The organism is Streptomyces wedmorensis (assembly GCF_000716445.1).
GTDB classification, from domain to species: Bacteria; Actinomycetota; Actinomycetes; order Streptomycetales; family Streptomycetaceae; genus Streptomyces; species Streptomyces wedmorensis.
In genome coordinates this window covers 1-20,080 of record NZ_JNWK01000028.1, presented here as the reverse complement: position 1 = coordinate 20,080, position 20,080 = coordinate 1, and the positions used below count along the sequence as shown (strand labels likewise).

Here is a 20,080-nt window from a genome sequence, read left to right as displayed (position 1 = left end):
GAGGCCGGGTCGTCCGGCCGGGGCGGTCATGCGCGGATCGCGCCCCGGCCGAGGGCAGCGAGCCGCGGGTCGGGGCGCAGCTTCGCCATACGGAGGATCTCGGGGGTCCACGACAACGGCACGGGGATCACCACCCCGGTATCGCGGCGGCCAGTTCGGGTGTCGCGCCTTCGAGGCCATGGGCCCAGTTCACGCGGTCGGGGACCCCGGCGAAGTGCAGGCCGAGGACCTTCCGGCCCTCGGCCTCCAGGTCGACGACGAGCGAACCGGAGCTGCCGCCGAGCGTGCTGGCGTCGTGGCTGATGATCCAGCGCCGTTCGTCCTCGTCCACCTCGCCCCGGCCCTCGGTGAGCACCCCGGGAGTGAGGCGCTTCACGCCCTTGACTCCGGCGAACAGTTCGGCGAAGACGTCCGGACTCGTCGATCCCGCGCTGCCGGGGAAGCCGACGATGTAGACCTTGCGCCCACGGGAGGCGAGCGCTCCGCGGGTCGCCTCGTCATCGCCTCGGGCCACCTCGACCGGGGTGGGGAAAGGCCGTCCGCTCACCCGGTCGAGCTGGAGTACGGCCAGGTCGAGGCCGTCGAAGTTGACCCTCGGAACGGTGGGGTGAGCGCGTTCGGGTGCCCCCGCGCGCCCCACGCCCAGGACACGGCTGATCCGGAAGACGCGGTTCGGCGGCCCGCCGCCGACCTCCGCGCCGAAGTCGACCGCCACGCCGGGCTTGAGCTCTCCGCCGAACTGCCCGTCCGTACGGGACGGATGCGTGGAAATGGCCTCCAGGACGTGGTAGTTCGTCACGACGACACCCTCGTCGATCGCCCACGCCGTGCCCTGGTAGCCGAGGAGCGAGCTCGGGTCGTTCACCCGGCCGGCCGCCCGGCAGACGGTACGGAGCTCGGCTTCGATCCGCGACAGGGCCGCCGCCCACGTCGCCACCGCGGGTGCCGTGACGTCGAAGAAGTCGTCCTCGACGAAGAGCACCGGGCGGGTTCCGTCGCTGTGGACGACGGCCTCCAGCCGCGCCACGTCCCGCATGCCGAGCTGGGCGTCGACGCCGTGGTCGACGACCTCCCGCAGCGCGTACTCGGCGCCGCGCATCAGTCGCTTCCGCGCCTCGGGATCGGCCCTCTCCCCGAGGTGTTCCTCCAAGCGGCCGACCTCGTCGGACAGTTGCGTCATCAGACGTTCGGGATCCGGCGGGCCCGGCGCGCCGCCCCCGCCGGCGTGCTCGAGTCCTCCGCTCTGCGACTCGCCGAGGAGCCGCTCATAGGCGCTGCCGACGGACATGGCGTCCCCTGCTCGGCTCGGTCCTCGACTCGGTTCGGCTCAGTGGACGGCTGCCGCCTGGGCGGCGGCCAGCTCCGCGACCCGGCTGCGGTACGCCTCGACCAGACCTCCGCCGTTCGCCTCGGGAATCCCTTCCGGGCCGGCCCCGAGCGACTGCAGGACCGCGCCGGCACGGGCCTGACGGTCCGCCAACGCGCTTTCCGCGTGCGGGTACAGCAGTTCGAGCCCGCGCTTGTCGCCCTCCGACAGGTTCTGCCCGTTGCCGGCCGGCGCGCAACTGCTGGGGGCGGACTTGTAGAAGAAGTCCGGGAACCGGTACAGCATCACGGACAGCCGGTCGAAGGGCCCGAGGGTGAGGTCCGGGTCGTTCACGGTGCGCAGGTTGTGATCGACCTTCGCGCGCGACCATCTGTTCGGCTCGCCCGCGAGGAACGTGTAGATGCCGGGTTGCCGACCCTGGGCGTCCGCCACGAAGACACCGGCCGCGTTCTGCGTGGGGACGTACCCGGCATGGTCCTCCCAGCGGAACTCGCCCTCACAGGTGCCGCGCATGTTCTGGTGGGAGTGGTGGAACGCCAGTGCGTGCAGGAACTCGTGCCGCACGGTGCCCTCCCACTGGACGGGCCTGTTCGTCACGAACCGCCCGAGGTTCAGGCTGCGCTGGCCGGGGTTGCCCCCGACCTGGCCGCCTCCCGCGCCGATCATGCGGTCCGTGCTGTCGGTGCCCACCAGGGAGAAGAAGCCCGGCAGGTCGAAGCTGACCCGGATCTCGGCGGCGTAGGTGGTGTCGGCCGTGGTCCACCGCCGGAACGAGCCGTTCCCGTCGTCCTGCCCGAAATCGAGCGTCAGGTTGCAGACGTCGGTGATCTGCTTCGTCGCGCCCGCGATGTCCGCGTGCAACTGGTCGTTCCCATCGAGGAACGCGACCCTCACGGTCGAACCCACGGGCCACTTCGCGATGTCGGTGAAGATGAACTCCAGGCCGCCGTGGGCCATTCCGCGCCTCCAGCGGTCCCGTACCTCGATCTCGGCGACGACCTCATCGGGGAGAGCTTCGAGTTCCATGACGCGTCCTTTCGCATCACATTCGAAATGATCCCCCGCCGGATTCCCCCCGACCGGCCTGATGACGGATGGGCTGCTCGGCTCTACACACGAGCGCGCCGACATGAATTACTCATGTCCCAGTATCACCCGAATGGAGGTACTGCGCGACTTCACCGTCACCCTGAGTAGTCAAGCGTTCATCAGGATGACGCTGCGTCAGGTCCAGAGCTTGTTCACGGCAGTACGGGTCGTCGTCTTGAAGGCCGTCAGCGGGGCGTCGTCGAAGTCGCCCATCTGGCCCCAGCGGACGAGGGTGACGGTGCGGCCGTCGCGGCCGACGGAGAAGAGGTGGATGTCGGTGGTGCCGATCTGCGGGTCGGCGGTGTCCAGGCTGTAGACCCAGGCGCCCTCCTCGACGGCGAGCTTGCCGTGGGAGGCGCTGACGGCCCGCAGGCCCGGGTTCTGCCGCTCAAGGAGGGGGCCGCAGCCGGCGAGGGCCTTGCGGAGGGTGTCGACCAGCTTCACGGCGTCGGCCTCGGTGCGGGCGACGGTGGTGACCTGGACGCCGTTGGTGTCGAGCTCGGTGCTGAACTCGCGGTAGCGGGTGTTCTGCGCCGGGATCTTGTACGGGGCGCAGAGAACGCCGCCGTTCTCCGGGACGCCGGCGAAGACCTGGGTGGCGGTCCACGGCGTCGACGACGGCGGCATCTGGGAGGCGGCGAGGAAGGCGGGCTGGGCGGCGGCCTGCGCCGGGGCCGTGGCGAGGGCCGCGAGGCCCAGGGCGGCAGCGGCGGCGGTGGCGAGTGCGATACGGAGCTTGTTCATGGTGGTGGATCCCCCGTCGGGTCGTTCGGTCAGTGCTCCACCAGCGTCCGGCCGCCGCCCGCCGCCCGCAACGGTGACGCGCCCGTCATCCGTCCCGGAACCATTCCACCCCCGCTGACGTGCCAGAACGTGAAGGGTGGGACGCAGGGGCGAGGGGGATGGAATGCCGAAGGACGCCACCGTCGAGGAGTTCGCGCGGCTCGTGCGCGCGCTGAAGGCGCGGGACGGGAGGAGTTACGAGGCGCTGGGCCGGCGCCTGAGCGTCAGCGCGTCCACCCTCCACCGCTACTGCTCCGGCGCGACCGTCCCGGAGGAGTTCGCCGTGGTCGACCGCCTCGCCCTGCTGTGCGGGGCGGACGAGGAGGAGCGGCGGGCCCTGGAGGTGGCCTGGACCCGCGCGGACGGCGCCCGCCGCCCTCCGGTACCGGAACCCGGCGCGGGGGCGAAGCCCGAGCCGGAGGCGGCGGCCGAGCCCGGCGCGGGGGCGAAGCCCGAGCCCGAGCCGGAGGCGAAGCCGGCCCCGGAGCCCGCGTCAGCCCCGGAGCCGGAGCTGGAGCCGGAGGCCGTGCACGCGCCGCAGCCGGAACCCGTGCACGCGCGCGTGCCGGGCCTCCCGTCCGAGCGGCGGAGGCGCCGGTGGGGAGGGGTGGGCGTGGTCTGCGGGGCGCTGGCGGTGGTGGGGACGGTGACGCTCGGAGCCGTACTCCTGCCCGGGAAGACCCGGGAGCGGGCCGCCGAACCACCGGCGCCACTGACGTGGACGGTCGCCTCGGACCTCTGGAAGAACGGGTGCGGGCACACCTATCTCGTGCGGCGGACGCCCCCTCCCCCGCCGGAGGCGGCCGACGCGCGGAACTGGGCGACGGCGCAGGGGGCCGTGGACGGCGGGGAGACGCTGGTACGGGTGTCGGTGCAGGGGAAGAGCGCGGCGGCGGTGGTGCTCCAGGCGCTGCACGTGCGGGTGGTCGAGCGGGGCGCGCCGCTGCCGTGGGCGGCGTACCGGACGGACGACGGGTGCGGCGGGGCGGTGACGCCGCGCCGTTTCGAGGTGGACCTGGACCGGCCGCGGCCGGTGGCGCGGGCGCTGGACGGGTACGACGCCTCCGGGGAGGAGGGCCGGACGCTCCCGGCGGTCTCCTTCCCGTACGCGGTCAGCGTCGCCGAGCCGGAGGAGCTGCTGGTCTTTGCGGGGGCGGCGGGGTGCGACTGCCGCTGGTACCTGGAGCTGGAGTGGAGCTCGGAGGGGCGCCGGGGCACGGTCCGGATCGGGGACGAGGACGGCGCACCCTTTCGGACGAGCGGGGCGAAGGGGCGGCCCTTGTACGGGTACGACTCCGTGGGGCGGGCCTGGATCACAGGCGAGGAGTCTGGACAGGGTGGGTGACTGCTGGGTAACTTCGTTGACGACAGGCTGAGCAAGCGCTTAGACAATGGGCCCGCCCCGCACACCGGAGGAGTCGCACCGTGCGCCGTACCGTATTCAACGAGGACCACGAGGCGTTCCGGGAGACCATCCGCGCCTTCATCGAGGCCGAGGTCGTCCCCGTCTACGACGAGTGGTTCGCCGCGGGCCAGGCGCCGCGCGAGTTCTACGACAAGCTGGGCGAGCTGGGCATCTTCGGCATCAACGTGCCCGAGGAGTTCGGCGGCGCGGGCCTGGACACCCACAAGTTCGAGGCCGTCCTGTACGAGGAGACCTCGCGCGCTGGCGTCCAGTTCGGCGGCTCCGGCGTCCACGTGCTGCTCGCCCTCCCCTACATCAAGATGCTCTCCACCGACGAGCAGAAGAAGCGCTACCTGCCGAAGTTCGTCACCGGCGAGGAGATGTGGGCGCTGGCGATGACCGAGCCGGGCACCGGCTCCGACGTCGCGGGCATGAAGACCACCGCCAAGCTCTCCGAGGACGGCACCCACTACGTCCTCAACGGCGCGAAGACCTTCATCACCGGTGGCGTCCACGCCGACCGCGTGATCGTCTGCGCCCGCACGTCCGCCCCGACGGCCGAGGACCGCCGCCACGGCATCTCCCTCTTCGCCGTGGACACCAAGTCCGAGGGCTACTCCATCGGCCGCAAGCTGGACAAGCTCGGCCTGCGCACCTCCGACACCGCCGAGCTGGCGTTCGTCGACGTGAAGGTGCCGGTCGAGGACCTGCTCGGCGAGGAGAACAAGGGCTTCTACTACCTCGGCCACAACCTGGCCTCCGAGCGCTGGGGCATCGCCTTCGGCGCGTACGCCCAGGCCAAGGCCGCCGTCCGCTTCGCCCAGCAGTACGTCACGGACCGCACGGTCTTCGGCAAGCCGGTCGCGCACTTCCAGAACACCAAGTTCGAGCTGGCCGCCTGCCAGGCCGAGGTGGACGCGGCCGAGGCCGTCGCCGACCGCGCCCTGGAGGCCCTGGACGCCGGCGAGCTGACCCCGGCCGAGGCCGCGAGCGCCAAGCTCTTCTGCACCGAGGTCGCGCACCGCGTCATCGACCGCTGCCTCCAGCTGCACGGCGGCTACGGCTACATGAACGAGTACCCGATCGCCCGCCTGTACGCGGACAACCGCGTCAACCGCATCTACGGCGGCACCAGCGAGATCATGAAGTCGATCATCGCGAAGTCGATGGGCCTGTAAGTGCCGCAATCGCACGACGCACTGGATGACCTGCTCGATCTGCTCGACCTCGAGCAGATCGAGCAGGACATCTTCCGGGGCGAGTCCCGCCCCTCGATCGTCCCCCGCGTCTTCGGCGGCCAGGTGGCCGCCCAGGCGCTGGTGGCGGCGGGGCGGACCGTCCCGGCGGACCGGCTCGCCCACTCCCTGCACGCGTACTTCCTGCGGGCGGGGGACCCGGGCGCGCCGATCGTCTACACGGTCGACCGCATCCGCGACGGCCGCTCCTTCACCACCCGCCGGGTCGTCGCCGTCCAGCACGGCCAGCCGATCTTCCACCTCTCGGCGTCCTTCCAGGCGTACGAGGAGGGGCTCGACCACCAGGGCGACATGCCGCCCGCCCCGGACCCGGAGTCGCTCCCCACACCGGCCGAGATGCTCCCCCGCCACCTCCCCCGCGAGGTCGCGGACCGGCTGATCGAGGCCCGCGCGGCCGTCGACCTGCGCTACGCCGAGACGCCCCCGTGGGGAACGGTCGGCACCCCGCGCGAACCCCGCTCCCAGGTCTGGTTCCGCACCAACGGCAAACTGGCCGACGACCCCCTGCTGCACGTCGTCCTCGCCACGTACGTCTCCGACATGACGCTGCTCGACTCGGTGCTCCTCGCCCACGGGCGTGGCGGCTGGGCCGTCGGCGACGTCGTCGGGGCCTCCCTCGACCACGCCATGTGGTTCCACCGGCCCTTCCGGGCCGACGAGTGGCTCCTGTACGACCAGGAGTCGCCGACTGCGTCCGGCGGGCGCGGCCTGGGCCAGGCGCGGATCTTCACGCAGGACGGGCGGCTCGCGATCTCCGTCATCCAGGAGGGTGTCGTTCGCGTCCCGCGCTGACGACCGAACATACCGTCCGATTCATGACGGAAAACAGCGAAAGCACCTTCACGGTGATCGTGGCGGCGGTGGCGAACCTCGGGATCGCCGCCGCCAAGGTCGTCGCGGGCCTCGTCAGCGGCTCCAGCGCCATGCTCTCCGAGGCCGCCCACTCGGTCGCCGACACCGTCACCGAGGCCATGCTGCTCACCGCGCTCAAGCGCAGCGAGAAGCCCGCCGACGAGGACCACCCCCTCGGCTACGCGGGCGAACGGTACGTGTGGGCGATGCTGGCGGCCGTCGCGACCTTCGTCGGCGGCGCGGTCTTCTCCGTCTACGACGGCATCCACACCCTCACCCACGGCGAGGAGCTCGGCGACCCGACGATCTCGTACGTCGTCCTCGCCGTCGCCTTCGTCCTGGAGGGCTTCTCCCTCCGGACCGGCGTCCGGCAGGTCAAGGCCGAGGCCGAGCGCATGAGGGCCCCCTTCGCCGCCTACCTGCGGCTCACCCCCGACACCACCGTCAAGGCCGTCGTCATGGAGGACTCCGCCGCCCTCACCGGCCTCATGCTCGCGGCCGCCGGCCTCCTCGGCGGCCAGCTCACCGGCTCCGGCGTCTGGGACGGCATCGCGTCGATCCTCATCGGCGTCCTGCTCGTCTACGTGGCCTGGGTCCTCGGCCGCTCCAACGCCGAACTCCTCATCGGCCGCCCGGCCCCGTCGCGGATGCGGTCCGGCATCCGCGAGGAGATCCTGACCGTCCCGCACGTCGTCGACGTCCTCGACCTGATCACCCTGATCCAGGGCCCCGGGGAGGTCCTGGTCGCGGCGAAGATCGACTTCCGGGACGTGGCGTCCGCGGAGCAGGTGGAATGGGCGTGCGAGGACGCGGAGGCCCAGCTCCGCGAGCGCTTCCCGTCGATCCGCCGCGTGTACCTGGACCCGACACCGGGCGTGGCCCAGCGCCGGGCCGGGCCGTCGGGGCAGGCCTGACCCGGCCGGGGCCCGATCAGGCGAGGCCCGCCGCCTCCAGCGTGTACGCCGTCATCGGCTCGTAGAAGCGCGGGTCGAGGACGTGGTCGTCGAGGGGGACGGTGACCTGGAGGGTGCCCTCGGCCTCGGCGAGGAACAGCGCCGGGTCGTTGCAGTCCGCGTAGCCGACGGCGTCGATGCCGCGCTGACCGGCACGCCCCGCCCAGCCGTGGTCGGCGACGACGAGGTCGGGCCGCCCGGACTCCCCGAGCGCGTCGAGGATCGCGTTCATCGGCTCGGGAGAGTGGGTGTGCCAGAGGCTGGCCCCGCGCTCGAAGACGGCCACGTCCGCGAACTGCACCACGTACCCCTCGTCGGCGACGAGCCCGCCGGGGATGCGCACGATGTCGCAGCCCTGGGCGCGCAGCGCGGCGGCGACCCGGCTGTGGACGTCGATGAGCGCGCCGGGGTGGCCGGTCGCGAAGAGGACGCGCTCCCGGCCCGCGGCGGCCTTCCGCAGCCGGGCGGCCAGCCGGTCCAGGCCGTCGACGGTGAGTTCGGGGTCGATGGTGTCCTGGCCGACGCGGTGGGCGGGGTCGTCGATGACGCCGCAGCGTTCGGCCATGACGGCGAGCACGTCCTGCTCGTCGGTCCAGCGGTCGCCGAACTCCAGGCCGAACCAGTAGTGCCGGTCGCCGTTGGCGAGCTTGCGGTAGTGGGAGAGGTTGTTGTCGCGCGGGGTGGCGACGTCTCCCGCGATCCGGGTGCGGACGAGGTGCTCGACGAGGGCGGGGCGGCTGAGTATCGGCATGGTGCTCATTCTGTCCGAGTAAGGCCGGTACGGGGCAACCGGTTCCGCCTCGTGGACCCGTGTGTTCCCGCTCTCTTGGAGGAACGGCGGTCGCCCGCCACGGCCTCGCTCCCGCCGGGGGCCGGCTGATCCTCGCGTCCCCGCACCCCGCCGCGTCCGGGAACGCCCGGCCACCTTTCCCTGCCCCCGCCGCTGCCCTTCGGTTCCTGGTCGCGCCGGCCCCGGGCCCCGTATCCAGAAGGTGCCTGTATCCCTGTGCCGAAAGAGGCTCCTTTGCGCAGCGACGAGAATCCCGCGCCGACCAGGACCAGCCGTGGCCGTGCGCCGGAGGACGCGCGGGTGAGCGGGGCGGACGCGCGGCCGCCTCGGGGGCTGTTGGCGCTGCAGCGCGCCGCCGGGAACGCGGCGGTCGTCGGGTTGCTCCGCGGGACGGGGCACGCGTGGGCGCGGGAGTCCGGCGGGAGCGGCGCCGTGCAGGAGTCCGCGGGGGACGGCGCGGGCCTCGCCGTCCAGCGGATGTGGAACGGCCATCAGGGGAGCCTCGACGGGGACGGGGACCTGCACATGGGGACCCAGCAGTCCGACTTCGGCAGTCAGTCGAGCCAGGGCACGCTGAGCAGCCAGGCCTCGCAGCAGAGCTCGTCGTTCCCGTCCCTCGACCTGTTCAACCTGGCCTGGACCCCGTACCAGTTGAGCCGGCCCCGCGCCGAGAGGGACGTGCGCGAGGCGCAGGCGCAGGCCATGGCGGGCCTCGACACGCTGGTCATCCCCGCCGTGTGCGAGGGCGCCCACCCTTCCGTGCCCGAGGGCGCGGCGCATCCGGACGCCGACTACGGCGACGTGGAGACGATCACCGTCTACCGGGACGCCGGCTGGCGGCCGCCGAACACGGCCACTCGGGGCGGCTCCCTGCAGACCAGTTTCATCGCGAGCTACCACTCCGCCTATTTCAACTACCGGGTCGAACTCGCCAATGACGCGGCGTCCGCGACGCACATCAACCCGGAGATGCTCTTCCGGGTCCTCTCGCAGACGCCCCGGTCGAACGGGCGCGGCTCGCAGGGCAGGACGTACCTGTTCGAGCATCGCTGGACTCCCAACCCGCAGTACCCGTGGGCACCCGGCGCGAACGTGTCGGAGATCGCGGTACGCCACGGACTCGACCTGGACGAGCAGCTCGGCCCGCAGGAGCACGACGACTTCGCCGCCCTTCCCACGGACGCCACGCAGCCCTTCGTCTTCCACGTCGAGGAGGACCGGAGCGACGACCGGTTCCTGAACGACGACCGTCGGTTCAGGACCGAGGCCGCGTTCGACACCGCGTACCTCATGGCCGGCCTGACCGGGTCGACGCGCGAGCAGACGGGCGTGTCGAGGCCGCCCCTGCACGACCGGCGCACGGCGGGTCGGAGCACCTCCCAGGCCATGGCGGGAACCCAGGCACATGAGTGGATGGACGCCGGGGGTTCGATGGGCGGAGCGCCGGGCGTCCTGGCCAAGTACGAGTGGTGCCATCTGATCGGTGACGGGGACAGCGGGCCGAACATCCCGAACAACCTCGTGATCGGCACCAACGCCGTGAACACGGAGCAGCTGGCGATGGAGATAGGCCTGCGCCGCTATGTCCGCCAGCTGAGCACGGAGGGCTACCGCATCCAGCTGCGGGTGAGGGCGACCATGCAGCACGCCCCGGAGCAGGCCGGGTCCGACATGCCGCCCGTGCCGGGCAACACACCGCTGATGGCGGACTGGATCAGCTATGAGATCACCATCGTCGGACCGGGCACGGAGCACCTGGTCCACCGGCAGATCATGGACGCGCAGCGCGGCACGATCACGGAGTCCGAGTTCGCGTTCCTCCAGAACACCGTGGAGCTCGGGATCCGGGCGTTCATCGAGGCGGAGCTCGGGGCGGAGGCCGAGAGCGAGGACGAGGCCGCCGTGGGCGCCGACGTCGAACTGTGAGCGGACGCCGCCCCGTACCGCCCGCCCCCTAACGCCCCAGCGCCCCGAACGCCCCGTGGGCCAGGCGCCTCAGCAGATCTTCCATCGGGCCGCGGCCGAGGGCGGCGAGGTGGGGGGTGGAGTTGAGGAGGCCGAAGACGGCGTGGACGGCGGTGCGGGCCTCGGATTCGGCGGCGTCGGGGTAGAGCTCGCGGACGACGGCGACCCAGAGCTCCACGTACTGGCGCTGGAGCTGGCGCACCCGCTTGCGGTCCTCGTCCTTGAGGCGGTCGAGCTCGCGGTCGTGGAGGGTGATGAGCGGGCGGTCGTCGAGGGCGAAGTCGATGTGGCCGTCGATGAGGGAGCGGAGGAGGGTCCGGGGATCGCCGTCGGCTTCGCCGACCCGGAGCCGGCCGCCGTCGAGGAGCCGCTCGCTGATGCCGACGAGGAGCTCGGCGAGCATCGCGTCCTTGCCGGGGAAGTGGCGGTAGAGGCCGGGGCCGCTGATGCCGACGGCGGCTCCTATCTCGTCCACGCCCACGCCGTGGAAGCCACGGGCCGCGAAGAGGCGGGCCGCCTCCTTGAGGATCTGCTCGCGCCGCGTCGGGGCATCGGTCCTGCCGGTGGCCATCGAGGTCGGGGCGGGGGTCGTGGTCATGGATTCGATTCTAGACAACCCGGTTAGCGGTCGTTAACCTGGGCGACATACGTTAACGCTCATTAACCGAGCAAGGGAGCTCGAGGGATGCAGCAGGCACCTGTGCTGACGAGCGCGGCGGACCCCGCGTCCGCGGCCTGGCAGGCCAACGAGGCGGCCCATCACGAGCTGGCGGCGACCCTGCGCGCCAAGCTCGCGGCGGCCGCCCTGGGCGGCGGTGAGAAGTCCAGGGCGCGGCACACCGCGCGCGGGAAGCTGCTGCCGCGGGACCGGGTGGACACGCTCCTCGACCCGGGCTCGCCCTTCCTGGAGCTGGCCCCGCTCGCGGCGGACGGCATGTACGGCGACCAGGCCCCGGCGGCCGGCGTCATCGCGGGCATCGGGCGGGTCTCGGGCCGCGAGTGCGTGATCGTCGCCAACGACGCGACCGTCAAGGGCGGCACGTACTACCCGATGACGGTGAAGAAGCACCTGAGGGCCCAGGAGGTGGCGCTGGAGAATCGTCTCCCCTGCCTCTACCTGGTCGACTCGGGCGGCGCCTTCCTGCCGATGCAGGACGAGGTCTTCCCCGACCGGGAGCACTTCGGCCGGATCTTCTACAACCAGGCCCGGATGTCGGGCGCGGGCATCCCGCAGATCGCGGCCGTCCTCGGCTCCTGCACCGCGGGCGGCGCGTACGTCCCGGCGATGAGCGACGAGGCCGTGATCGTCCGGAACCAGGGCACGATCTTCCTCGGCGGTCCGCCGCTGGTGAAGGCGGCCACCGGCGAGGTCGTCACGGCCGAGGAGCTGGGCGGCGGCGAGGTCCACTCGCGGATCTCCGGCGTCACCGACCACCTGGCCGAGGACGACGCGCACGCGCTGCGGATCGTGCGGAACATCGTCGCCACCCTCCCCGAGCGCGGCCCGCTCCCCTGGTCGGTCGAGCCGGCCGAGGAGCCGAAGGTCGACCCGTACGGCCTGTACGGCGCGGTGCCGGTGGACTCCCGCACCCCGTACGACGTGCGCGAGGTCATCGCCCGGGTGGTGGACGGCTCCCGCTTCCAGGAGTTCAAGTCCGAGTACGGGCAGACGCTGATCACCGGCTTCGCCCGGATCCACGGCCACCCGGTCGGCATCGTCGCCAACAACGGCATCCTGTTCGCCGAGTCCGCGCAGAAGGGCGCGCACTTCATCGAGCTGTGCGACCAGCGCGGGATCCCGCTGGTGTTCCTGCAGAACATCACCGGGTTCATGGTCGGCAAGGCGTACGAGCACGGCGGCATCGCCAAGCACGGCGCCAAGATGGTCACGGCCGTCGCCACCACCCGGGTCCCGAAGCTGACGGTCGTCGTCGGCGGCTCGTACGGCGCGGGCAACTACTCGATGTGCGGCCGGGCGTACTCCCCCCGCTTCCTGTGGATGTGGCCCAACGCGAAGATCTCCGTCATGGGCGGCGAGCAGGCGGCGTCCGTCCTCGCGACGGTGAAGCGCGACCAGCTCGGCGACGAGTGGAGCGCGGAGGACGAGGAGGCCTTCAAGGCCCCGATCCGCGACCAGTACGAGACCCAGGGCAACGCCTACTACGCGACCGCCCGGCTGTGGGACGACGGGGTGATCGACCCGCTGGAGACCCGGCAGGTCCTCGGCCTCGCCCTGACCGCCTGTGCCAACGCGCCGCTGGGTGACCCCCAGTTCGGCGTCTTCCGGATGTGAAGGGCCCCCAGAAGATGCAGAGCATGTTCGACACCGTCCTCGTGGCCAACCGGGGCGAGATCGCCGTCCGTGTCATCCGCACCCTGCGGGAGATGGGCGTGCGCTCGGTGGCCGTCTACAGCGACGCGGACGCCGACGCCCGCCACGTGCGGGAGGCGGACACGGCGGTGCGGATCGGTCCGCCGCCGGCCGCCGAGTCGTACCTGTCCGTGCCGGCGCTGCTCGACGCGGCCGCCCGCACCGGCGCGCAGGCCGTCCACCCCGGCTACGGCTTCCTCGCCGAGAACGCCGGCTTCGCGCAGGCCTGCGCCGACGCCGGTCTCGTCTTCATCGGCCCCACCGCGGCCGCGATCTCCCTCATGGGCGACAAGATCCGCGCGAAGGAGACCGTGAAGGCGGCGGGTGTCCCCGTCGTCCCGGGCGCCGCCGACCCCGACCTGGAGGCGGCGGCCCGCGAGCTGGGCGCGCCCGTGCTCCTCAAGCCGAGCGCGGGCGGCGGCGGCAAGGGCATGCGGCTGGTCCGCGACCTGTCGACGCTGACGGACGAGATCGCCGCGGCCCGCCGCGAGGCGCGTTCGTCCTTCGGCGACGACACGCTGCTCGTGGAGCGCTGGATCGACCGCCCCCGGCACATCGAGATCCAGGTCCTCGCCGACACCCACGGCAACGTCGTGCACCTCGGCGAGCGCGAGTGCTCCCTCCAGCGCCGCCACCAGAAGATCATCGAGGAGGCGCCGAGCGTCCTCCTCACCCCGGAGATCCGCGCCTCCATGGGTGCGGCGGCGGTCGAGGCGGCCCGTTCCTGCGGCTATGTCGGCGCGGGCACGGTCGAGTTCATCGTCCCGGGCGGCGATCCGGCCTCGTACTACTTCATGGAGATGAACACCCGTCTCCAGGTCGAGCACCCGGTCACCGAGCTGATCACGGGCGTCGACCTGGTGGAGTGGCAGCTGCGGGTGGCGGCCGGCGAGCCCCTCCCGTTCGCCCAGGACGACATCCGCCTGGACGGCTGGGCCATCGAGGCCCGCATCTGCGCGGAGGACCCCTCTCGGGGCTTCCTCCCGTCGGGCGGCACCGTGCTCTCCCTCCACGAGCCGCAGGGCGACGGCGTCCGCACGGACTCCGGCCTGTCGGAGGGCACCGAGGTCTCCTCCCTGTACGACCCGATGCTCTCGAAGGTCATCGTCCACGCGCCGACCCGCGAGGCGGCCCTGCGCAAGCTGCGTGCGGCCCTGGCGGACACGGTCACCCTCGGCGTCCCGACGAACGCGGGCTTCCTCCGGCGGCTGCTGGCCCACCCGGACGTCGTCGCCGGCCGGCTGGACACCGGTCTGGTCGAGCGCGACGCGGACGGCCTGGTCCCGTCCGGCGTCCCGGACGAGGTGTACGCGGCGGCGGCGGCCGTGCGGGGAGCGGAGCTGGCGCCGGAGCCCCGGGAGGGCTGGACGGACCCGTTCTCGGTGCCGAACGGCTTCCGCCTCGGCGGCACGCCGAAGCCCCTCGCCTTCCCGTTCCGGGTGGCGGGACTCGAACCCGTGACGGTCGACGCCCCCGCCGGCGCGCGGGTCACGGACACCGCCGTGACCGTGACCGTGGACGGGATCACCCACCGCTTCCGGCGCGCCGGGTCCTGGCTCGGCCGGGACGGCGACTCGTGGCACGTCCTCGACCACGACCCCGTCGAGGCCGCGCTCAGCGGGGCCCGGCACGGGGGCGCGGACACGCTCGCGGCGCCGATGCCGGGAACCGTGACCGTGGTGAAGGTGGCCGTCGGCGACGAGGTGGAGGCCGGGCAGAGCCTGCTGGTGGTGGAGGCGATGAAGATGGAGCACGTCATCTCCGCCCCGCACGCCGGGACCGTCACCGAGCTGGACGTCACCCCCGGAACCACCGTCGCCATGGACCAGATCCTGGCCGTGGTGGCGCCCCGCGAGACCGCCGAGGAGGACGCGTGACGACCGGTCTGCCCATGACGGTGAAGGACCCCTCCCTGCCCGCCCGGGTGCGGATCCACGAGGTCGGGGCCCGGGACGGGCTGCAGAACGAGAAGACGGCGGTCCCGACCGCCGTGAAGGCGGAGTTCGTGCGGCGGCTCGCCGCCGCGGGGCTCGGCACGATCGAGGCGACCAGCTTCGTGCACCCGAAGTGGGTGCCGCAGCTGGCGGACGCCGAGGAGCTGTTCCCGCAGCTCCGGGACCTGCCCGTGCGCCTGCCCGTCCTCGTCCCGAACGAGCGCGGCCTCGACCGGGCCCTCGCGCTCGGCGCCCGCGAGGTCGCCGTGTTCGCCTCGGCTACCGAGTCGTTCGCGAAGGCCAACCTGAACCGGACCGTCGACGAGGCGCTCGCGATGTTCGCGCCGACCGTCACGCGGGCCATAGAGGCCGGGCTGAAGGTCCGCGGCTACCTCTCGATGTGCTTCGGCGACCCCTGGGAGGGGGCCGTCCCGATCGAGCAGGTCGTCCGCGTCACCAAGGCGCTGGCCGACATGGGCTGCGACGAGCTGAGCCTCGGGGACACGATCGGCGTCGCCACCCCCGGCCACGTCCAGGCCCTGCTGACGGGCCTGAACGAGGCCGGCGTCCCCACCTCCCGTATCGCCGTGCACTTCCACGACACGTACGGGCAGGCCCTGTCCAACACCCTGGCCGCGCTGCGGCACGGGGTGACCACGGTCGACGCCTCCGCCGGCGGCCTCGGCGGCTGCCCGTACGCGAAGAGCGCGACCGGCAATCTCGCCACCGAGGACCTCGTGTGGATGCTCGACGGTCTCGGCATCGAGACCGGGGTCGATCTGGCCGCCCTCACCGCCACGAGCGGGTGGATGGCCGAGCAACTGGGCCGCCCCAGCCCGTCCCGTACCGTCCGCGCCCTCTCCCACAAGGAGTGACGTCACCCATGTCCCTCGACCACCGGCTCACCGAAGAGCACGAGGAACTCCGCCGCACCGTCGAGGCGTTCGCCCACGACGTCGTCGCCCCGAAGATCGGCGACTACTACGAGCGGCACGAGTTCCCGTACGAGATCGTCGCCGAGATGGGCCGCATGGGCCTCTTCGGCCTGCCGTTCCCCGAGGAGTACGGCGGCATGGGCGGCGACTACCTCGCCCTCGGCATCGCCCTGGAGGAACTCGCCCGCGTCGACTCCTCCGTCGCCATCACCCTGGAGGCGGGCGTCTCGCTCGGCGCGATGCCGCTCCACCTCTTCGGCACCGAGGAGCAGAAGCGCACGTGGCTGCCGCGGCTGTGCGCCGGCGAGATGCTCGGCGCGTTCGGCCTGACCGAGCCCGGCGCGGGCAGCGACGCCGGCGGCACCCGCACGACGGCCGTCCGGGACGGCGACGAGTGGGTCATCAACGGCTCGAAGTGCTTCATCACCAACTCCGGTACGGACATCACGGGTCTGGTGACGGTCACCGCGGTCACCGGCCGCAAGCCCGACGGGCGCCCGCTGATCTCCTCGATCATCGTCCCCTCCGGCACCCCCGGCTTCACCGTCGCCGCCCCCTACTCCAAGGTCGGCTGGAACGCCTCCGACACCCGTGAGCTGTCCTTCGACGACGTCCGCGTCCCGGTGGAGAACCTCCTCGGCGAGGAGGGCCGCGGCTACGCGCAGTTCCTGCGGATCCTGGACGAGGGCCGGGTCGCCATCGCCGCGCTCGCGACGGGCCTCGCGCAGGGCTGCGTGGACGAGTCGGTGAAGTACGCGCACGAGCGCCACGCCTTCGGCCGGCCGATCGCCGACAACCAGGCCATCCAGTTCAAGATCGCCGACATGGAGACCAAGGCCCACATGGCCCGCATCGGCTGGCGGGACGCGGCCTCGCGCCTGGTCCTCGGCGAGTCCTTCAAGAAGGAGGCGGCCATCGCCAAGCTGTACTCCTCCACCGTCGCCGTCGACAACGCCCGTGACGCCACCCAGATCCACGGCGGCTACGGCTTCATGAACGAGTACCCGGTGGCCCGCATGTGGCGCGACTCCAAGATCCTGGAGATCGGCGAGGGCACCAGCGAGGTCCAGCGCATGCTGATCGCCCGCGAGTTGGGCCTGCCCGCCTGATCGGCCGCTCGCGACACCCGCGCCCGCCGCACCGGAACCGGTGCGGCGGGCGCGGCGCGTTCCCCGGGCGCCCGGAGCGCCCCGTTCAGAGCCAGCCGCGCTGCGCGGCCTTGAGGCCCGCCTCGAACCGGCTCGTCGCGTTGAGCCGTTCCATGAGGGCCGCCATCTGGCGGCGGACCGTACGGACCGAGATGCCGAGCCGCTTGCCGGCGCCCTCGTCCGTGAGCCCCGAGGCGAGCAGCCGCAGCAGTTCGCGGTCGCCCGCGCTGATGCCGTCCTCGGGTCGTTCCCGGTGGTCGGCACCGAGGGGGACGGCCGTCTCCCACGTCTGCTCGAAAAGGGAGAGGAGCGAGGCGACGATGCCGGGGGACGAGGTGCACAGGGCGCCGAGCTTCGAATCCCGGGGGTCGATCGGCACGAGGGCCGTCCGCCGGTCGAAGATCAGCATCCGGGGCGGCAGGACGGGGCTCGTGCGCACCTGGCCGCCCCGCTCCGTGGTCCACTGCGCGTAGGCGAGGGTCGGGCCGTCGTTGCGCGCGCTGTCCTGGTACACCGCCCTGATCTGGACCCCCCGCGCCAACGCGGCCCCGTCCAGGGGCCGTCCGGCGTCGAGGCTGCGCTGCGACTGCGCGCCGCCCGGGATGATCGACTGGCACTCCTCGACGAGGCCCCTGGCCAGTACCGCGAGCCGCTCCTGGATGGCGTCGAGACCCACGAGCCGCTCGGTCTGCTCGGTCTCCGTGTTCGGACGCAGGTCCGCGTACGCGGCGACCGCCCGGGCCACCGCCACCTTGCTCTGGGCCAACTGCTCCTGTCTTCGCGCGAGTTCGGCTTCCTGACGCTGGAGCATCAACTCCAGGCCGACCTCCGGAGAGAGGGCCCGCAGCCCTCCGGCGGACTCCCGCGACGGCGTCAGCAGGTCCCTGTCGACGAGCCGGTCGAGAGCGTCGCGCACCCGCGACTCGGCCATTCCCAGGCGCTCGGCGAGCTCCCCGATCCCGCCGGGCGGAGCCGCCAGCATGGCCCGGTAGACGGATTCCTCGTCGGCGTCGAGTCCCAGCACTTCGAGCATTTCAACCCCCCCATGGGTCGTGTCAGCCCTGACAGGGCCAGAAGTTACCGGATCTTGTACGGGGTGCGCCCCGGGAGTTCCGGTTCGGTGTCCTGATGCTGTCGGGCAGCTTCAGGACACCGGAGAAGCCTTACGGGCCCCGGGGACGGGGCGGCAAGGTAGGGGACACGAGGGCGGACGCGGTCACCGACCGGACGCCAGAGCAGTCACCACCGAACCTCTCCGGAAGGAAAACTCGTCATGTCGCGCATCGCCAGCCTCGCCGCCGCAGCCGGTCTCGCCGTCCTGATGTCCGTCGCCGCCGTCACCACCGCACAGGCCGCGGGCACCACGGGCACGGACGGGATCGTCCGGGACTCGGTGCGCGCCGCGTCGGGCGCCGGCGACGACGGGATCATCTGGGACTCGATCCAGGCCTCGTCCCCGGCCGTGACGGCCGGCGACGACGGCATCATCTGGGACTGACCCGGGGATGCGCGTGGTCCTGGCCTCCCTGACCACCACGCCCGCGGGCCCCCGCGCCGCCGGGACGCCGGCCGTCGTCACCGATCTGCTGTGGGCGCACGCCCGCCCCGAGGACGGCCTGGAGCACGTGACGCCGCGCGCCACCGGCTCCGGCATCGACCTCTACCTCTTCGTCCGCGCCGAGGCGGACGGCCCCGCCGTCACCCAGATGCGCCCCCTCCTCGAACGCGCCCGCACCTGCATCGCCGCGCTGGGTTACACGCTCGTCGCCGACTGAGCCCCCTTCCGGTCGCCTCCTCCCTCGTCTCCGTGCTTCCCGGCGCCTCCGTGCGCGCCGCCTCTCCTCACCCACCCCTTCCCAGGGCACCGCCATGCCCTTCGTCAGGAGTTCCCTCATGTCTCGCAGCGTCCTCCCCCGCACCGTCAGGACCGGCCTCGCCTCCTTCGTCGTCGCCGCCGCCCTCACGGGCCTCACGACCGTCCCGGCGTACGCCGACGAGTTCACGGACATGGCCGCTCGGGCCACCAGCCAGAACGGCAACGGCCCCTGCGCGAACGGCGGCTACGACAACGGTCTGAACCAGAACAACAGTTGCGACGGCTACGGCGGCCAATCCCACGCGTGGTGCGCCGACTTCGTGGGCTGGGTGTGGTCCAAGTACAACGTCAAGGGTCAGAGCATGCTGACCGACGCCGCGTCGAGTTTCTACCGGTACGGGCAGGAGTACGGCACGCTCTCCAGCACCCCGCACGTCGGTGACGCGGTCGTGTACGGCTACTCCAACGGCTGGGCGCAGCACGTGGCGATCGTGACGGGCGTCAGCAACGGCGTCGTCACGATCACGGGCGGCAACCAGGGGCACTCGACGCACCCCGAAGGCATCGTCTCGACGAACTCGACCACGTCCTACCGGGTGGGCCAGGCGCCCTGGGGCCAGACGATCAGCGGCTACATCTCACCGAAGCTCCAGCAGGCCACGCCGCCGGGTGTCGACCTCAACGGGGCGAGCGGCACCGTCTCCGGCATCGCGAACCTGACGTCGTCCGTCTCGGCCGGCACCTACTCGGTCGCCTCGGTGCGCTACTTCGTCGACGGCGAGCCGGTCAGCGGCAAGCTGACGTCCGCCCCGTACTCCTTCGCCCTCGACACCAGCCGCTTCCCGGACGGCAAGCACACCGTCACGGCGGAGGTCACTGACGTCAACGGCAACACCGGCGCGTCCCGTGCCCAGATCATCACGTCCAACGGCGAGGCCACGTCGACCTTCCACGCGGACTTCAACGGCGACGGCAAGGCCGACATCGGCGTCCTGTACGACTACGGCAAGCAGGCCGACGGCTCGTACCGCACCGGCCTCTGGACGTACCTGAGCAACGGCTCCGGCTTCAACCAGCCGGTCAAGGTGTGGGACAGCGAGACGTCCGGCTTCGGATCCTGGAACTGGGACCGCTCGAAGGTCACCACCGGCGACTTCAACGGCGACGGGAAGGACGACGTCGGCGTCCTCTACAACAACGGCCAGCAGGCCGACGGCACCAACGTCACTGCGATGTGGACGTTCACGAGCAACGGCACCGGCTTCGGTGCACCGTCGAAGAAGTGGGACAACGACTCCACCAACTTCGGCTCCTGGAACTGGAACCGCTCGAAGGTCACCACCGGCGACTTCGACAACGACGGCAAGGACGACGTCGGCATCCTCTACAACAACGGCCAGCAGACGGACGGCACCAACGTCACCGCCCTGTGGACGCTGACCAGCACCGGCACCGA

General features: G+C 72.0%; 18 protein-coding genes. 12 read left to right on the top strand and 6 right to left on the bottom strand.

Features of this window, described 5'->3' with window-relative positions:
* Window positions 1-127: 127 nt before the first annotated feature.
* The 3 genes from OO54_RS21855 to OO54_RS21845 form a co-directional block, all read right to left on the bottom strand.
* Window positions 128-1,288: a trypsin-like serine peptidase gene (locus OO54_RS21855; RefSeq protein ID WP_033205500.1), complete on the bottom strand. Its 1,161-nt coding sequence runs from the start codon at window positions 1,286-1,288 to the stop codon at window positions 128-130.
* Between the two features lie 39 nt (window positions 1,289-1,327).
* Window positions 1,328-2,353 (bottom strand): zinc metalloprotease, encoded by a 1,026-nt coding sequence (locus OO54_RS21850; RefSeq protein ID WP_051787086.1) that lies wholly within the window; start codon window positions 2,351-2,353, stop codon window positions 1,328-1,330.
* A 198-nt stretch (window positions 2,354-2,551) separates the two neighbouring features.
* Complete coding sequence (locus OO54_RS21845; protein WP_033205497.1) at window positions 2,552-3,160, bottom strand: hypothetical protein; 609 nt, start codon at window positions 3,158-3,160, stop codon at window positions 2,552-2,554.
* A 163-nt stretch (window positions 3,161-3,323) separates the two neighbouring features.
* Between OO54_RS21845 and OO54_RS21840 the strand changes: the two genes are divergently transcribed.
* The 4 genes from OO54_RS21840 to OO54_RS21825 all read left to right on the top strand — a co-directional run bounded on the left by OO54_RS21840 (window position 3,324) and on the right by OO54_RS21825 (window position 7,626).
* A complete protein-coding gene (locus tag OO54_RS21840) occupies window positions 3,324-4,544 on the top strand; it encodes a helix-turn-helix domain-containing protein (protein WP_033205494.1) in 1,221 nt (406 codons plus the stop codon).
* 80 nt (window positions 4,545-4,624) lie between these two features.
* Complete coding sequence (locus OO54_RS21835) at window positions 4,625-5,782, top strand: acyl-CoA dehydrogenase family protein (RefSeq protein WP_017237177.1); 1,158 nt, start codon at window positions 4,625-4,627, stop codon at window positions 5,780-5,782.
* Complete coding sequence (locus OO54_RS21830; protein ID WP_033205491.1) at window positions 5,783-6,652, top strand: acyl-CoA thioesterase; 870 nt, start codon at window positions 5,783-5,785, stop codon at window positions 6,650-6,652. It abuts the gene before it with no gap.
* Between the two features lie 23 nt (window positions 6,653-6,675).
* Window positions 6,676-7,626 carry a cation diffusion facilitator family transporter gene (locus OO54_RS21825; RefSeq protein WP_033205488.1) on the top strand — a complete coding sequence of 317 codons (951 nt, stop codon included), beginning with the start codon at window positions 6,676-6,678 and terminating at the stop codon, window positions 7,624-7,626.
* 16 nt (window positions 7,627-7,642) lie between these two features.
* Here the strand turns inward: OO54_RS21825 and OO54_RS21820 are convergent, their stop codons facing one another.
* Complete coding sequence (locus tag OO54_RS21820) at window positions 7,643-8,416, bottom strand: phosphatase (RefSeq protein WP_033205485.1); 774 nt, start codon at window positions 8,414-8,416, stop codon at window positions 7,643-7,645.
* 339 nt (window positions 8,417-8,755) lie between these two features.
* Here OO54_RS21820 and OO54_RS46795 point away from each other — a divergent pair, with 339 nt between their 5' ends.
* Window positions 8,756-10,381, top strand: coding sequence for a hypothetical protein (locus tag OO54_RS46795; protein ID WP_078905292.1), 1,626 nt, complete (start codon window positions 8,756-8,758; stop codon window positions 10,379-10,381).
* A gap of 28 nt (window positions 10,382-10,409) precedes the next feature.
* Here OO54_RS46795 and OO54_RS21810 read toward each other — a convergent pair whose 3' ends face one another.
* Window positions 10,410-11,018, bottom strand: coding sequence for an SACE_7040 family transcriptional regulator (locus OO54_RS21810; RefSeq protein ID WP_399522444.1), 609 nt, complete (start codon window positions 11,016-11,018; stop codon window positions 10,410-10,412).
* A gap of 87 nt (window positions 11,019-11,105) precedes the next feature.
* On the opposite strand from OO54_RS21810, the gene OO54_RS21805 reads away from it, so the two are divergent.
* Genes OO54_RS21805 through OO54_RS21790 form a run of 4 tightly spaced genes read left to right on the top strand, consistent with a single transcriptional unit; the run spans window position 11,106 to window position 16,769 of the window.
* Window positions 11,106-12,713, top strand: coding sequence for a carboxyl transferase domain-containing protein (locus tag OO54_RS21805; RefSeq protein ID WP_017237170.1), 1,608 nt, complete (start codon window positions 11,106-11,108; stop codon window positions 12,711-12,713).
* A gap of 14 nt (window positions 12,714-12,727) precedes the next feature.
* Window positions 12,728-14,668, top strand: a complete 1,941-nt coding sequence (locus OO54_RS21800) for an acetyl/propionyl/methylcrotonyl-CoA carboxylase subunit alpha (RefSeq protein WP_026057840.1) — start codon at window positions 12,728-12,730, stop codon at window positions 14,666-14,668.
* 14 nt (window positions 14,669-14,682) lie between these two features.
* On the top strand, window positions 14,683-15,600 hold the full coding sequence (locus OO54_RS21795) for a hydroxymethylglutaryl-CoA lyase (RefSeq protein WP_033205698.1): 918 nt from the start codon (window positions 14,683-14,685) through the stop codon (window positions 15,598-15,600).
* 8 nt (window positions 15,601-15,608) lie between these two features.
* Entirely contained in the window at window positions 15,609-16,769 is a 1,161-nt protein-coding gene (locus OO54_RS21790; protein WP_200146652.1) for an acyl-CoA dehydrogenase family protein, read from the top strand.
* Window positions 16,770-16,854: 85 nt separating this feature from the next.
* Here the strand turns inward: OO54_RS21790 and OO54_RS21785 are convergent, their stop codons facing one another.
* A complete protein-coding gene (locus OO54_RS21785) occupies window positions 16,855-17,841 on the bottom strand; it encodes a helix-turn-helix transcriptional regulator (RefSeq protein WP_033205476.1) in 987 nt (328 codons plus the stop codon).
* Window positions 17,842-18,081: 240 nt separating this feature from the next.
* Here OO54_RS21785 and OO54_RS21780 point away from each other — a divergent pair, with 240 nt between their 5' ends.
* From OO54_RS21780 to OO54_RS21770, 3 genes are all read left to right on the top strand, one after another.
* Complete coding sequence (locus tag OO54_RS21780) at window positions 18,082-18,306, top strand: hypothetical protein (RefSeq protein ID WP_033205474.1); 225 nt, start codon at window positions 18,082-18,084, stop codon at window positions 18,304-18,306.
* A 7-nt stretch (window positions 18,307-18,313) separates the two neighbouring features.
* On the top strand, window positions 18,314-18,583 hold the full coding sequence (locus OO54_RS21775) for a hypothetical protein (RefSeq protein WP_033205471.1): 270 nt from the start codon (window positions 18,314-18,316) through the stop codon (window positions 18,581-18,583).
* A gap of 118 nt (window positions 18,584-18,701) precedes the next feature.
* The coding region (locus OO54_RS21770; protein ID WP_033205469.1) for an FG-GAP-like repeat-containing protein at window positions 18,702-20,080 on the top strand (1,379 nt) is incomplete at its 3' end.

Excerpts from the sequence above, each read along its gene's own strand:
- OO54_RS21795 (WP_033205698.1), top strand. The coding sequence starts at position 14,683 with ATGACGGTGAAGGACCCCTCCCTGCCCGCCCGGGTGCGGATCCACGAG.
- OO54_RS21850 (WP_051787086.1), bottom strand. The coding sequence starts at position 2,353 with ATGGAACTCGAAGCTCTCCCCGATGAGGTCGTCGCCGAGATCGAGGTA.
- OO54_RS21820 (WP_033205485.1), bottom strand. The coding sequence starts at position 8,416 with ATGCCGATACTCAGCCGCCCCGCCCTCGTCGAGCACCTCGTCCGCACC.
- OO54_RS21845 (WP_033205497.1), bottom strand. The coding sequence starts at position 3,160 with ATGAACAAGCTCCGTATCGCACTCGCCACCGCCGCCGCTGCCGCCCTG.
- OO54_RS21810 (WP_399522444.1), bottom strand. The coding sequence starts at position 11,018 with ATGACCACGACCCCCGCCCCGACCTCGATGGCCACCGGCAGGACCGAT.
- OO54_RS21840 (WP_033205494.1), top strand. The coding sequence starts at position 3,324 with ATGCCGAAGGACGCCACCGTCGAGGAGTTCGCGCGGCTCGTGCGCGCG.
- OO54_RS21800 (WP_026057840.1), top strand. The coding sequence starts at position 12,728 with ATGCAGAGCATGTTCGACACCGTCCTCGTGGCCAACCGGGGCGAGATC.
- OO54_RS21785 (WP_033205476.1), bottom strand. The coding sequence starts at position 17,841 with ATGCTCGAAGTGCTGGGACTCGACGCCGACGAGGAATCCGTCTACCGG.
- OO54_RS21790 (WP_200146652.1), top strand. The coding sequence starts at position 15,609 with ATGTCCCTCGACCACCGGCTCACCGAAGAGCACGAGGAACTCCGCCGC.
- OO54_RS21825 (WP_033205488.1), top strand. The coding sequence starts at position 6,676 with ATGACGGAAAACAGCGAAAGCACCTTCACGGTGATCGTGGCGGCGGTG.
- OO54_RS21855 (WP_033205500.1), bottom strand. The coding sequence starts at position 1,288 with ATGTCCGTCGGCAGCGCCTATGAGCGGCTCCTCGGCGAGTCGCAGAGC.
- OO54_RS21775 (WP_033205471.1), top strand. The coding sequence starts at position 18,314 with ATGCGCGTGGTCCTGGCCTCCCTGACCACCACGCCCGCGGGCCCCCGC.
- OO54_RS21780 (WP_033205474.1), top strand. The coding sequence starts at position 18,082 with ATGTCGCGCATCGCCAGCCTCGCCGCCGCAGCCGGTCTCGCCGTCCTG.
- OO54_RS21805 (WP_017237170.1), top strand. The coding sequence starts at position 11,106 with ATGCAGCAGGCACCTGTGCTGACGAGCGCGGCGGACCCCGCGTCCGCG.